Below are 13,221 nucleotides of genomic sequence, written 5' to 3' on the forward strand. Positions count from 1 at the left end.
GAGGACTATTGCATGTCCTGTTGGAATGTTGAGCGGGGCGCAAACGCCTTTTCGATATGGTCGCCCACTTTTTACGATGCCAAGGTGGCGGAGCAGGAACCGCCGGAGACCTTCTCGCCGCTGCGTCAGATTTTTTATGATTCGGTCGAGCGGGAGGATCGCGGGGAATTAGCCGTGGCGTATCTGGCGGCCCAATTGCTGCGGCGGCAAAAGGTGTTCCGGTTGATCAAGGAGTCCGATGAGGGAGATCAGGATGTCAAGATGATCCTGTTTGCGGATCGTATTGGCAACCGTTTGATAGAAGTGCGCGATCCCTGTCTTGGATATGCGGAATTGGAGGCTGGCCGCCAAATTTTGATAGAGCGTCTGGCCAGCCTGGAAAACCCGCCGAACGGAGCGGAGGAAGGAGCGGCCAATGCTCAATCCTAACGTAAACAAACCGACGCCGAGCGTGTCGCGGCTGAGTTCTGAGTTTTCATCGAGCCAACTCGTCATTGCAACCTGCGTTTTTCTAATCATGGCGCTGGTATGCTTTGCTCTTGGCGTATTGGTCGGCCGTTATGACGCCGCCGCTTCCCGTCCGAAACAAAACGTTCCGTCCGCCGAGACCGCCGCCGGGCCATCGAGGCCATTCCCTCCCGCGCCACGTGGCGGGAACACAGAACCGCAACCGGTTGGCGTGCAGAAATCGCCCCGGCCTGTGGTTATGCCGCCGACCCAGTCGCAAACACCGGGATTCCCTTCTGCGGATGGAGCGGCGCCGTCCGGCCCTCGCGTGAGCGAACATCCCGCACCGCCGGCCAAACCGGAAACGCCCGCGGCGCCTTCCGCCGCACCGGTTTCATCTCCGCCGTCCAAGCCCGAAACGCCCGCGCCGACGGCCGCCACAACAGAAGTGAAACCCGCAGCGCCGTCCGCGCCGTCGGCAACAACAACAACGCCTCCGGAATCGCCGAAACCGGATACGGAAAGTGTACCACCTGTCGTTGAAACACCGGCCGGTACAACCTTGCTGCCGGCAACCGCAGCGCCAGGCGTTTACGGTATCCAAGTAGCCTCGTTTTCGGGAGCGAACCGCCAGCAAATGGCCGAGGCCTCGAAAAAACGGCTTGAGGCAAACACCGATATGAAGGCGGACTTGCTTCCGTCCGAGGATGGCAAGATTATCCGCGTAATCGTAGGGCATTATCCCGACAAGGATTCCGCCGCCCAAGCCTGCGCGGAACTGAAGAAGAGGGCCGGATTCGCCGACTGTTTTCCTCGCAAGCGCTGAGGTAATAAACACATTCAATGACATTGTCAGAAAAAAAACGTTCAAAACGTTTGCCGCAGCTCGGATCAAGGACCGGCGACGGCATCAAGCGTTCATTGCCCGATGCACCCCGGCAGGGGGAAATTTCACGAACCAAGAAACTGAAAGTGTGCGTGATTGGTCCCGGCGCTTTGGGATGCCTGTTCGCAGCCCGGCTGGCGCAATCCGGCCTGTCGGTCACGCTGGCCGATTACCGGCCTGATCGCGCGGAACGTTTAAAAAAAAGCGGCATTGTGGTGGAATCTTCCACGGAAACGATTCATGCGCAGCCTGCGATTGTTTCCTGTATTCCCGAAGGAATGGATGTGCTGATTGTGCTCGTGAAAGCATATTCGACCCCGTTGCTTGAACTGCCGAAGACCGGCGCGGTGTTGACGTTGCAGAATGGCCTTGGCAACGCGGAGACTCTCGCCGGGCGCATTGGCAGCGCCCGTTTGCTGGCCGGCACGACATCCGAAGGCGCCACGCTTCTCGACGAGGGCCGCGTGCGCCATGCCGGCCGCGGCCGCACCGTCTTTGGCGCATGGACATCCTGCCCCGTCGAGCCGGCCTATACGATGATCAGCCAGGCCGGGTTCGATGTCGAAATCACGGAATCGCCCGGTCAATGTCTTTGGCAAAAGGCGGTCGTCAGCGCAGGCATCAATCCATTGACGGCCCTTCTCGACGTGCCCAACGGACAGTTGCTGGCCATCCGGGAAGCCCGGCAACTGATGCGCGACCTCGTGGTCGAAGCCGCCAAAGTAGCCGGAATCGAAGGATACCGGTTCAAAATAAGTCTCGTCGAACTGGCCGAAGAAGTATGCCGTCAGACCGCCGAAAATATCTCGTCCATGCTGCAGGATGTGCGTACCGGCCGCCGAACGGAGATAGACGCAATCAGCGGGGAAATCCTGCAACGCGCGCAGGCGGCCTCGCTGCCCACGCCCCGCACGCGCATGATCTGGCAACTGATTAAAAGCCTGGAGCAACGACGACCGTGACCGAAATTCCCGGTGTGTGCTACACCAGTCCGTACGCCTTCAGTGTGCGGCAGCGGTGCGCGTTGGCTCTGTTGCCGCCCCTGATCGCCGGCGCGATGAAACTGTTGTCGCGAAGCGCCCGGTGGGAGATCCGCGGCATGGAACATTGGGATGCAGTCCAACAAACGCAGGGCCGGGCCATCGTGGCCTTTTGGCATGAAACATTGGGGCTGGCGGCATGGCATCATCGCGGTTCCGGCGGCCACACGCTGACTAGTTACAGTTACGATGGCGAGATGGCGGCGCGGGTCGTGAGACGATACGGCATGATGGCCATTCGCGGTTCGTCTTCCCGGGGCGGATCGGATGCGCTTCGGAGTTTCGAGGCCGCCTTTCCGCATCTGTCGCGCATCGGTTTCACCCTCGACGGCCCACGGGGGCCGCGGCGCGTGGCGAAGCCCGGCATTGCGATTCTGGCCGCAAGGCTGAGATCGCCTGTGTTGCCACAAGCCTTTGCCGTGGCTCCGTCGTGGCGTCTGCATTCGTGGGACCGTTTTCCAATACCCAAACCGTTTGCCCATGTCATTGCGGCTTATGGACCGGCCATTCCGTCCCCGAAGGACGAATCGCCCGAAGCGGTCGAAACCATGCGCGCACAGGTCGAAGAGGCCCTGAACCGCCTTCATGCGGAGATCGAAGGAGAACTGAACGATGGAGACTTTTCGAGGCACCACGGTGCTGAGTGTCCGTAAGGACGGACGGGTTGCCTTGGGCGGCGACGGCCAAGTCAGCCTCGGCGCCACCATTATGAAGGAACACGCCACCAAAATCCGGCGGCTTGCCGATGGGCGCGTCCTTGCCGGATTTGCGGGCGCGGTGTCGGATGCCTTCGCACTCTTTGAGCGCTTCGAGGGCAAACTGGGCCAATTCAACAACAACTTGGCCCGGGCCGCCGTCGAACTCGGCAAGGAATGGCGAACCGATAAGTATCTTCGCCAACTCGAAGCCCTGCTCGCCGTCTGCGATACCGAAAAATCCCTGTTGATTGCTGGCAGTGGCGAGATTATCGAACCCGATGACGGCATTTTGGCCATCGGATCCGGGGGGCCGTATGCCTTGGCGGCCGCCCGCGCCTTGATAGCCCATTCCCATCTTGATGCCGAAGGGATAGTACGCGAAGGATTATGTATAGCAGCCGGAATATGTGTGTATACAAATACATCTATTTCTGTTGAGGTTTTGTGAGGTTTGCGCACATGGGAATTACGGTATGAGGATCCGGAATGGATATTCCCGCCGCCAATTTCTAGAATTGACGGTGGGAACAACCGCTTTATGGTCCTTCGGCATCGGCGTCCGGGCGGACGTCGCGCCATCTGAACGCATTGCGCTGGGTTTTATCGGGACGGGCGATCACGGCGTTCAGATGAATCTTCGGTCCTTTCTGCCGCAGCCGGACGCGCAGGTTGTCGCGCTGTGCGATGTTGATCAGGCCCGACTGGATTCGGCCCGCGATCTCGTCGTGCGTGCGTATGCGGAAGACACCCGATCGGGGAAGTATGCCGGGGTGTTTGCGACGCGCGACTGGCGCGAGGTCGTTGTCCGCGACGATATTGACGCCTTGGTCGTGTCCACGCCGGATCATTGGCATGTCATCCCTTCGATTGCAGCGGCCAAGGCCGGCAAGGATGTTTTCTGCGAGAAACCGCTTGCGCTTACCGTCCGGGAAGGGCGCGTGTTGAGCGACGCGATGATGCGGTACGGGCGGATTTTTCAAACGGCGAGCGAAAACCGGTCGAAACAGAATTTTCTGCGCGCCGCGGAACTCGTGCGCAACGGCCGAATCGGACGGTTGTGTCGGATGCAAACATGGCTGCCCGTCGATCCGCATCAGCTCGCGCATTTGAACCGCCTGCATGCGCCGGAGCCTGTACCCGCCGGTTTCGACTACGACATGTGGCTGGGCCCGGCGCCGGAAGCGGCCTATACGCCGGGGCGTTGCCATTACCATTTCCGCTGGATCTCGGACTACAGCGGCGGTTCGTTGACGGATTGGGGCGCGCACCTGAACGATATCGCGCAATGGGCCAACGATTCGGAGACGACCGGTCCCGTATCGGTCGAGGGCAGGGGCGTCTTTCCGCGCGAAGGACTGTACAATACCGCCGTGGAATGGGATATCCGTTATGAATACGCCAACGGCGTGACGCTCGAATGCCGGAACGGTCCGCCGTGCATCCGTTTCGAAGGGACGATGGGATGGATTCAGTGCGGGTGGGACACCTTCGAGGCCAGTTTGCCCGATTTGTCAAAGACAGTCATCGGTCCGGAAGAATGCCGCCTTCGGACGTGTCCGCAGCGCGAGCAACGCGACTTTCTCGATTGCGTCAAATCGCGTCGTCCCACCTATGCGCCTGCCGAAGTCGGCCACCGGACGGCGACAATCAGCCACATCGGTAATATCGCCATGATCCTTGGGCGCAAATTGCGGTGGAACCCCAATGACGAGCGATTCGTCAACGATATGGCCGCCGACCGGATGCTGACGCGCCCCATGCGCAGTCCATGGCGGCTGGAGTAGGCGCAGACGGATCGGCTGTACACGGTGGATAAAGTGGGGTGAAAGAACCCAGAAACCCTCTCGTCCATGGCGTTTCTGTCTGAAAAGGACGTTATTCGATCGCTGCCGAATGGGATCAAAGCCCGCGATCAGAAATAGATGACGGTGGACAAATACAGCAGGTGTTGGTTGACGTCCTCGTGGAAGCCCGGTTCGAGCGCGGTTCCGACGAGGGTGTCGCGCCGGACGTTGTCGCCGCGACGGTATTCATAGGCGAGGTCTATGTTCACGCGGTTATACATTAGCAAACCGAGTCCCAATGCAAATCCATAGTAATCGTCCGTGTCTCCGTTGGCGGGTGCGATGCCCGTGGGGGTGTCATGTCGTCCGCTGGCCGGTTCGGGATCCCAGAAAATACCCGCGCGCACGCTGGGCAGGAATTTCTGGCGGGGCTTGTCGGGATTGAAGAAAACATACTCGCCGCCCAGCCGGAGGGTATAGGTGGGATCGGCGGGGCTGATGCGCTTGTCCAGATTGGTCAACGGCGAGACGCGCGCGCCCGCCAAGGCGGCCGGGATACCCGGTCCGGTCCCGCGAACCTGAATCGGACCGTCCGGATAGATCTGAACGAACGAATTCCAGTTCCGGCGCGTGATGTCGAAAGTCAGGGTCAGTTTGTCCTTCGGGAAGCGATAGGCCACGCCGACACCCATGGAGGCGGGCCAATCAATGCGCAATTTGGTGCGGAATTCGTTGCGTCCGAACACCGTGCCGCGAAATTCGTCCACCTGCGTATAGTCCACATCGGTCGAATAGGCCGTGTGATACACCGCGCCGAAACTCAGGCGGTCGGTGGCTTTGTACAATGCGCCAAAGGTGTAATTGAGTCCCTCGATGTTTTCATATTTTTCGTGGGTGTTGTGCGTGCCCGCGCCTGTAAAGGGGATGAGGCCGCCGCCGGGGGCGCGAATCACCCCGCTGACGATGGTTCGCCGCCGCGTGACCGATTCCCATTCGTTGTCGCCGATGATCGAACTGTCCCAGATGTTCACGGCCATGCCGATGGACAGCCGGTCGGTCAGTTCGATGCCTGCCGCGGGCGACAACGTCGCAAGGCTTCCCTTTTGCTGAAAATCAATATACCCGGACCAATGGGTCCATGGGGCGGCCGGATTTCGGACATTGGAGGTTTGGCCGCGGAATGCGAGTGAACGGTCGAAATCGTATTTACGCTGAAAATTGAGACTGAGCACGAGGTTGCGCCCGCTCAGGGTCCATGGAATCGGATAAACGAAACTCAGGTAATTGAGTTCGTCCAGATCCACGCGGTATGTTCCGTCCGGGGTGACGAATCGGGTATCGGCGAATTTCTCGTTGAACCATTTCCAACTGTAGACGATGGATAGTTCCGGACGTTCGAGTTGCGTAAGGCCGCCCGGATTCCACGAAGCCGCGGTGGCATCGTCCGCCACGGCGATAAAGGCACCGCCCATGCCGAGGGCGCGCGCGCCGCTGCCCACGAAATTGGGCGAAGAATTGACCTTCTGGGCCCCCGCACCGGCGGACACCAAAAGACCGATTGCCAGCACACTACATGGTAAGAGCCGCCATCCCCTTTTCAAACTTGACATTCTCGTTTTCCCGTTTGATTGCCTTGGCCTTGGATGCGTTCGTCAGGATGCTTTCGATTCGCGCCCGGCCGATTTCCGTTATTTCGCCCTGCTCCAAGACCTCTCCCGTACTGTCGTCAATCCATGGTTCGCCCTGTTGAACAATCAACAGGTAGGCGCCCGGTTGGATGCCGTCTTCCTTCGTCCAGTTGACCAGCATCTCGTCGCCGGATGGATTTTCCTTCACGGCCATCAGTTCTCCCGAAAGACGCGGGAAATTCTTGCTGAACATGTCGGCCAAGGTGTTGCAGCCGGCCTCGACCTTGGCGCGGTCCGCCTTGTCGTCTATGTAGACATCGAGGGGACCTCCCACGAATTCGGACGTTTCAGCGCTGACCGCCCGCGCCTTGATTTCGAGCCCTTTCTGGTCACGGTCGAACACGTCGGCCACGACGAAAACCTGGGCGTTTGTCAATTTCCCGAGGCTTATCGCGTCCTTCGGGTTGGCCAAGGCGGCCGCCAATTGCTGTTCGGTCAGCACTTCCTGCAGATGTTGGCGATCGATCACGCGGAATCGCTTGCCTTCCAGGAGTTTACCTTCAGTGCTGATTCGCAAGAGTTCCGAAGTGGCCGGATCGACGTTCTGGCCCGCGAATCCCAACACGGCCACGGGCATTTTCGATTCCGGCTTGTCCAAGCTGACGGGCTGGAGGGCCACCTCGAATTCCTTGACGGCCTCGTGACCCTGATCGTCCATGGCTTTCACGGACACGGCCATTTTCGCCGGGGCGCCGCCGTCCTTCGTCTCGATTGGAATGCGCTTGTTAAAACTTTCCTTCGGGGCGCCCGTCAATTCGGCAACGGGTTGTCCGTTGATACTCAGCGAAGCTACTTTGCTAGCCGATACGGCGTCGCCGGAAACGGTCAGCGTCTTACTATGGCGATAGGGCCGGGCGGGATCGGGCGACTTCAACGCAATGTTCACGAGAGGCGGGGCGGTTGCCGAGGCATCCTGTCCGAACAACAATTCGGAAAGAACGGCCAGATTTCCCGCTGTAGCCAGTTGCATCCACTTTGGGGCGCGCTGTTTCAGCATCCAAAGGCGCGCCGCGGCCGAATTGGGTTTGCCCTTGAAAACTTTGCCCGCGGATCGCGTCTCGTTTCCGGCGATATCCTTGGCGATGACAATAAAGGTGTTTTCGCCGTCGTGAAGCGGCAGATCCGTTGCGAACGACAACCGCTTTTCGCCCGTGGATGATTGGGCAAGCGTTTTTTCGCCTACGGTGATGGCCGTCACGCCGTTTTTGTCCACCGATGTGCCTTCCAGGCGGGTCAAGGCCGCTTCGGTGATCATCGCGTCCGTCGGGGTATAGATTCCGATTGTCGGGCCGGTGAGATCCACTTCGACCTTGATGGTTTTCGTGGTTTCCTTGTCGCCCAAGTTGCCCGCGGCGACCTTTATTTCCTGTGTGCCTTCCTTGAGGGGAACATTCTGTTTGAAGGTGATGGCTTCGGCGCTGTTGCGCTGCGGCAGGGGATTGTCGTTCAGCTTGACGTTGGCGACGCCGACCGGATCGGCCACTTTGATTTCAACAGGAATTTCCGGCGTGGCAATCACGGCGCCGTCCGGCACGGAAGTTTCGACAGCGGGCGGCGTTTCGGCCTTTACGGCGCCCTGCGCAATTTTTTGCCGGGTTATCAAATCGAGGTAATGATGCGCCCGCGCCGTGTCCACGTGAGAGAGGGATGTCTTGAGATACTTTTCGGCTTCGTCCAGGCGGCCCAGATGATAACAGGCCACGCCCATTTCACGATTGGGGAAATATTCGACGAAATGGAGGCCATAGGTTCGCGTCTGCCAGGCATCCTCCGCCCGGCCGGCCAGCGCTTTCTTCAAGTCGGCTTCCGCTTCCTTGTAGAATTCGCCGGCGATGTACGATCCGGCCCGTTCGTAATAACTCCACCAGCGGCCGCGGAAAACGCCCTTGGTTACGCCGTATTCTTGTCCGTCCTTTTCAATCCGGCCCGGCGCGGCACAGCCTCCGCATGCCAAAACCCCTAAAAGCATCACTGCAAGATATCGTTTCTTCATGATGTACCCCATCCTAACCTCCTCCTAAAGGTTAGCATACAATATCGTAAAAGTAAAGTTATTTGTCGAAAAAAGTTGGACAGCGATGACAGGAACCGATTCGGAATGAAGGCGCTAACCTGCCGACGCCTTTCCTTGTCGGGAATAAATCGCTACGACCACGGATTCGGTCCGGCATAGGGCGCTGTGCCACGGAGCGTCGAATCCGGCTCGACGGTCAGCAGTTTCTCGTCGGTGGTGTCGGGCGGGAGTATGAAACCGTAATACCGTCCCATCCAGTAGGCATCGAGGAAGGATGAAGGATCCTCGACAACACGCCCGCCGGCGCCGCCGTTCAATTCCAGCGTGCAGTCCGACCAGCGCATCGGCCCGCGCTCTCGCGGCGAAATGGCTCTCGTGCCGCCCGCATAGGCCGTGTAGCCCGGCGGCGTGGCGAGATCGGCCCGGTGTTTGTTCGTGAATGAATACGAAACCAGATCGAGCGGCCACTCGCGCAGATGTTTGACGGCGGGCAGGATTTCGCAGTCGTTACCCGTGAGCGCGCCGTAGATAAAGTTGAACCACGGGGTCTGTTCGATGCGCTTGATTTCCCAACTGCGGTCGAGGCTCCTTCGGTAAATCGAGCGCAGCCGCGGATCGGTTTCGTATCGCAGGAGGTTGTAGTACAGAAAAAAGGCGAGGCGGTCGTCGAACCGCGTGATCATGTTCGGTGGAAAAGTGTGTTTTTGCCGAAGCACATGCTCGGCATATCCCATGTCAATCAGTCGGCGATAGGCTTCCTCGAATTTTGGATCGCCCGTGATGGCGGCGGCGGTGCGCATATAGGAAAGAATGCCGAGACCGTTCAATCCGCGTGCGTAGGCGCCCCCGGCGCTGTCGAAATAGGCCGGATCCCAGCGCGCCCAGCGGGTGGGTTGACCGTCCAGATCGCGCAATACCCATCCATTGTCCACAATGTGGCCCGCGATGCGCGCGATATGTTCCTTTGCCTGATCTTTTTCATGGCCTTCAGCGACAAGGTCGTAAAAGATGGCCGTGCCGAAAAAGTGCGCGTCGGTTTCGTCGCTGGAGGTGTCGCCCTTCCACTCGAACCGGGCATCCTCGGCCTCGTGCCACTCGGCGGGCAGGCCGCCCGAACCGTGTTGCGCCTTGTGTCCGAGTTCGCCCTTGGCCCATATCGATCGCGCGGGAAAACCGGATATCGGCGTGATCTCCTCGCACCACTTGATTGCGCGGAATGCCTCGACCGCGTTTTTGCGCGCGGTCTCATCGCGCGTGACCGCATACTTGAAACACATCGCGGCCAGATAGTCGCAGGTCCAGCCCGCATCATTGTCGCTGACTTCGCGTATCCATGCCTCCTCCTTGTTGTTCCACAGGAGGATGTGGACGAATCCCAGGCGCTTCTGTCCCCAGTTTTCGAGGTGCTGCTCATACAGGGCCGCTTTCTTTTGCAGCGTGAACGGCTGGTATTCGATGATGCCGAGACCGCCGTTCGTGGCCATGTAGACGGTATGGCCCTCGCACGCGATGGCATGCACAGCATCGTCCGGAAGCCAGCGTCTGCCCGCGAAATAGTGAAATTCGCCGGCGGTCATGCGTATCGCGCCGTGCGTTGTTCCCACCCAGATATCGCCGTCGAATCCTTCCGCGAGGCAGGTTGTGTCCTCGTGGCACAGGCCTTCCTTGCCGGACAGATGCGAAAAAGCCATCCCGCGCAGGACGTCCAAACCGCGGCCCGTGGCGATATACAAGCGGTCCCCGCGCGACAAGAGATCCCGCGGCTTGCCATGGACCAGTTCGCCCCAATCGGCCACGTCTTCCGCGTTCAGCGCGGCTCCGTCGAGCAACAGCAAGTCGTTTTCGCACAGGAAATACAGCGTTTCGGCATGCGATGCGATTCGGATAATGGGACTGAGGTGCACGGAAGTGGCGGGCGGTGGCGGACCGGCGAAAGAAATTTCCTGCAAGCGTCCATCAACCAGCCGGTATACGTCGCGGTCCGTGGCGGCAAAAACCTCTCCAAGATGTTCGCATACATCCACGAACTTCCCCTCGGCCACCGGTGTCCATTCGCCGTTTCGATAATGCGTCAAACCGGTCTCGGTTATTACCCACAGATCGGATCCGATGCTCCTGAGACGCTTCACGGCGGTTACCCATCCGGCGACTTTTTCAAGCGCAAGGCCATTCAGACGCAGCAGTCCGCCTTTCGATCCGGCATACAGGGCGCCTTCGTGCATGGCCAGCGTCACGATGGGATCGGTGGTGGGAACCTGGCGCCCCACTTCCTGCAGGTACACCTCGTCGCGGACGGGTTTCCAAAAGGTTCGTTCGGGTTCCGCAGCCAGAATGATCTGCGAAGCCGTTATAAGTGCGAACAACATCGTTTCACCTCCTATTTCGGACGGAAGATCGTGGCTTCACTGGACACGCCGGGGACTCTATTTCGGCAACAGCCGTTCGGACTGTTCGGAGAATTCCTTGCGCTCATATAGAATATACACGTTTCCAAACTGCGGCACGTATCGGCTCAGTCCGGCAACGAAGCATGATTCACCCACGGTCTTTTCACTGGAGGCGTCTTCATACGGCCTCCGGATATCTACCCAGAACTTCGGAGCATACCGAGCATCGATGCCTTCGTAGTCGCGACGCGCGAGAAAAGGAAGAATGTCCGGAGTAACGATACCGACGAGATCGAGAATGGGGTTGTCCAAGTAATAGCCAAAGTATCCCACCTCGCCGGTTGCTACCGTCGCATGCGAATCGCCTCGCGCTGTGATGACGGCGCACATTTCATGGTAGGCTGGCGCCCTGGGATCGCCGCGGGAACCGATTGCCAAGTCGAGAGCCGCAAAGAAACGTAGTCCCAGTATGGTGAACAACAGCAAGCACGCGAAACCGACGCGACATGGACGCGTAACTCGGCGCATTTCCAGGAGCGATCTGCCGGCGCCGATCAGTCCGATACCCACGCCGTAGGTCCATGCCCAATACACGGGATGTCGATACCAACCGGCGTATGCCGGTACTTGAAGAATCGTGTAGGCGGCGATGTAAAGTGACACCCACACCACAATCACCCAGAGGAACCACAGTCGCCGCCGCCACGCGTAGAACACGCCATATGCGGCAAACCCCCAAAGCGGTACAAAGAGCCGAGGATACAGATGCGAGAGGTCGAGATCCCAACTGGGCAATTCGGCCAGTAGGGCCGATGAAAACAGATTGCCCGCGGAACTGCCCCGGCCCTGCATCATCTTCACCTTGAGCGTGTGCGGGAAGATACTGCCAAATGAGAACTCCGCAAACAAGCTCCATGCACCAAACACGACCATGAAACCCAACACCACGGGCAGAAAACGTCCGGCAAGAGCCCGGCCTTTGCGAAAGTCCGATGGCGGTTTGGCGCAAACGGCCACACACAGAAATGCCGGAATCAATAGCCCGCCTTCGCCTCGCGTGAGATAAAGAAATCCCGTGGCAAGCCCGGCGGCAAGCATCCGTTCACGGAGGTAAAGCACAATGGCAGCAAGCATGATGAGCTGGAACAACGTCACTTCGCCACCGGGATAGAACCGGAAATGGGTCGCAAGAGTCGTCCCAAGGACACATGCTTCCCAACGTTCCAACCGCAACGTACTGTGCGCCAATTGGACAATCCACAATACTAGGAACCAACAGAACACGGTAAGAAGAATCGCCGTGCGTTCAATCGGAATGGAATGAAAGATGCGCCCGCAGGCAGCGGCAACGAGCGCGAGCAGAGGTGTGGTAGTTCCCAAAACTCCACGAGATGTGTTGAAGGCAAAGCCATGGCCCGCGACAAGCGACTTCACGTATGTGAGAGTGATAAGGGCGTCATCATTGATATCCGTCCATGGACTCAGGCCGATCCATGCGCAAATGACGACCGCAAGCACGGACATCGCGGGCAAACAAGCGAGAACGGACATTCCCACGCCGCGACATCGTGATTTCGAGAGTCCGTTCGATTCGGAAGACATTTCATTCTTTCCTCCAGAACCGAGCCTTCCCTTGCGGTACGGATTTGTCATCGACGCGGTTTTCCGATCGTTGTCTTGACGGCAATAAGAGTAGCACCATGCATACGCATGGTTCGACCTCCTATTTCAGCACGGACTTTGCAGCCTTTTTGCCCGCAACAACGACGCACTTGACGCCGATCTTGTCCGCGAACGGGAAGCGCGGCGGAAACGACGCTTCGTCGAATCGCGGCAAACCGTAATTCGTGCCAACGGCGCCGTTGCCCGTACCCGGTGCGCCGAAATATTTCCAGTCCGGTATCGGGCCTTCGAGAATCCGCGCGGCGTTGCCGTCCTTGCCTTTGACGCATATCGCGGAAAACATACAAGGCGCGTTGAAGAAATCCATCTTGTTGCGAACGGACACGTGCGAAAAAGCGCCCGTGCCTTCGATGCAAATCATTCCCGCGCCAATACCGCCCAGCGGAAACGCCACACGGTTTAGTTGCGCGCCCGTGTAAGGACCATTGTAGGCATGTTTCGGCATGGCGCTTTCTCCCGGTGCGATTGAGGCCGTAATCAGCAGGACCAGCGCGCCGCCGGTCATGAATCCATTGCGCATGTGTGATTCCCTTTCCGCTTAGGCGGCAATTTCCAACATACCCCATTCCGTAATCGCTTTTCTATTCAACGATG

Annotated in this window: 11 protein-coding genes; 6 read left to right on the forward strand and 5 right to left on the reverse strand. The window is 58.8% G+C overall.

What is annotated here, in order from left to right:
* Positions 1 to 12: 12 nt before the first annotated feature.
* The 6 genes from P5540_00255 to P5540_00280 all read left to right on the forward strand — a co-directional run bounded on the left by P5540_00255 (position 13) and on the right by P5540_00280 (position 4,855).
* Positions 13 to 429 carry a hypothetical protein gene (locus P5540_00255; GenBank protein HRT63230.1) on the forward strand — a complete coding sequence of 139 codons (417 nt, stop codon included), beginning with the start codon at positions 13 to 15 and terminating at the stop codon, positions 427 to 429.
* 346 nt (positions 430 to 775) lie between these two features.
* Positions 776 to 1,273 (forward strand): SPOR domain-containing protein, encoded by a 498-nt coding sequence (locus P5540_00260; GenBank protein HRT63231.1) that lies wholly within the window; start codon positions 776 to 778, stop codon positions 1,271 to 1,273.
* 146 nt (positions 1,274 to 1,419) lie between these two features.
* Entirely contained in the window at positions 1,420 to 2,295 is an 876-nt protein-coding gene (locus tag P5540_00265; protein HRT63232.1) for a 2-dehydropantoate 2-reductase, read from the forward strand.
* Positions 2,292 to 3,026 carry a lysophospholipid acyltransferase family protein gene (locus tag P5540_00270; protein ID HRT63233.1) on the forward strand — a complete coding sequence of 245 codons (735 nt, stop codon included), beginning with the start codon at positions 2,292 to 2,294 and terminating at the stop codon, positions 3,024 to 3,026. The genes P5540_00265 and P5540_00270 overlap by 4 nt, the downstream gene beginning before the upstream one ends.
* Entirely contained in the window at positions 2,986 to 3,519 is a 534-nt protein-coding gene (gene hslV, locus P5540_00275) for an ATP-dependent protease subunit HslV (protein HRT63234.1), read from the forward strand. The genes P5540_00270 and hslV overlap by 41 nt, the downstream gene beginning before the upstream one ends.
* Before the next feature lie 25 nt (positions 3,520 to 3,544).
* A complete protein-coding gene (locus P5540_00280) occupies positions 3,545 to 4,855 on the forward strand; it encodes a Gfo/Idh/MocA family oxidoreductase (protein ID HRT63235.1) in 1,311 nt (436 codons plus the stop codon).
* Positions 4,856 to 4,983: 128 nt separating this feature from the next.
* Here the strand turns inward: P5540_00280 and P5540_00285 are convergent, their stop codons facing one another.
* From P5540_00285 to P5540_00305, 5 genes are all read right to left on the reverse strand, one after another.
* Positions 4,984 to 6,423, reverse strand: a complete 1,440-nt coding sequence (locus P5540_00285) for an outer membrane protein transport protein (GenBank protein ID HRT63236.1) — start codon at positions 6,421 to 6,423, stop codon at positions 4,984 to 4,986.
* Between the two features lies 1 nt (position 6,424).
* Entirely contained in the window at positions 6,425 to 8,536 is a 2,112-nt protein-coding gene (locus P5540_00290; protein ID HRT63237.1) for a CsgG/HfaB family protein, read from the reverse strand.
* A 152-nt stretch (positions 8,537 to 8,688) separates the two neighbouring features.
* The gene (locus P5540_00295) at positions 8,689 to 10,923 is read right to left on the reverse strand and encodes a hypothetical protein (protein ID HRT63238.1); all 2,235 of its coding nucleotides are present in this window, start codon (positions 10,921 to 10,923) and stop codon (positions 8,689 to 8,691) included.
* A 57-nt stretch (positions 10,924 to 10,980) separates the two neighbouring features.
* Positions 10,981 to 12,546, reverse strand: coding sequence for a hypothetical protein (locus tag P5540_00300; GenBank protein HRT63239.1), 1,566 nt, complete (start codon positions 12,544 to 12,546; stop codon positions 10,981 to 10,983).
* Positions 12,547 to 12,667: 121 nt separating this feature from the next.
* Complete coding sequence (locus P5540_00305; GenBank protein HRT63240.1) at positions 12,668 to 13,147, reverse strand: GH116 family glycosyl-hydrolase; 480 nt, start codon at positions 13,145 to 13,147, stop codon at positions 12,668 to 12,670.
* Positions 13,148 to 13,221 lie beyond the last annotated feature (74 nt).

The organism is Candidatus Hydrogenedentota bacterium (assembly GCA_035450225.1).
Taxonomy (GTDB): domain Bacteria; phylum Hydrogenedentota; class Hydrogenedentia; order Hydrogenedentales; family SLHB01; genus DSVR01.

What these genes read in the sequence shown, in the direction of transcription:
- P5540_00255 (HRT63230.1), top strand. Translation starts at nt 13, where the DNA reads ATGTCCTGTTGGAATGTTGAGCGGGGCGCAAACGCCTTTTCGATATGG.
- P5540_00305 (HRT63240.1), bottom strand. Translation starts at nt 13,147, where the DNA reads ATGCGCAATGGATTCATGACCGGCGGCGCGCTGGTCCTGCTGATTACG.
- P5540_00295 (HRT63238.1), bottom strand. Translation starts at nt 10,923, where the DNA reads ATGTTGTTCGCACTTATAACGGCTTCGCAGATCATTCTGGCTGCGGAA.
- P5540_00300 (HRT63239.1), bottom strand. Translation starts at nt 12,546, where the DNA reads ATGTCTTCCGAATCGAACGGACTCTCGAAATCACGATGTCGCGGCGTG.
- P5540_00280 (HRT63235.1), top strand. Translation starts at nt 3,545, where the DNA reads ATGAGGATCCGGAATGGATATTCCCGCCGCCAATTTCTAGAATTGACG.
- P5540_00290 (HRT63237.1), bottom strand. Translation starts at nt 8,536, where the DNA reads ATGAAGAAACGATATCTTGCAGTGATGCTTTTAGGGGTTTTGGCATGC.
- hslV (HRT63234.1), top strand. Translation starts at nt 2,986, where the DNA reads ATGGAGACTTTTCGAGGCACCACGGTGCTGAGTGTCCGTAAGGACGGA.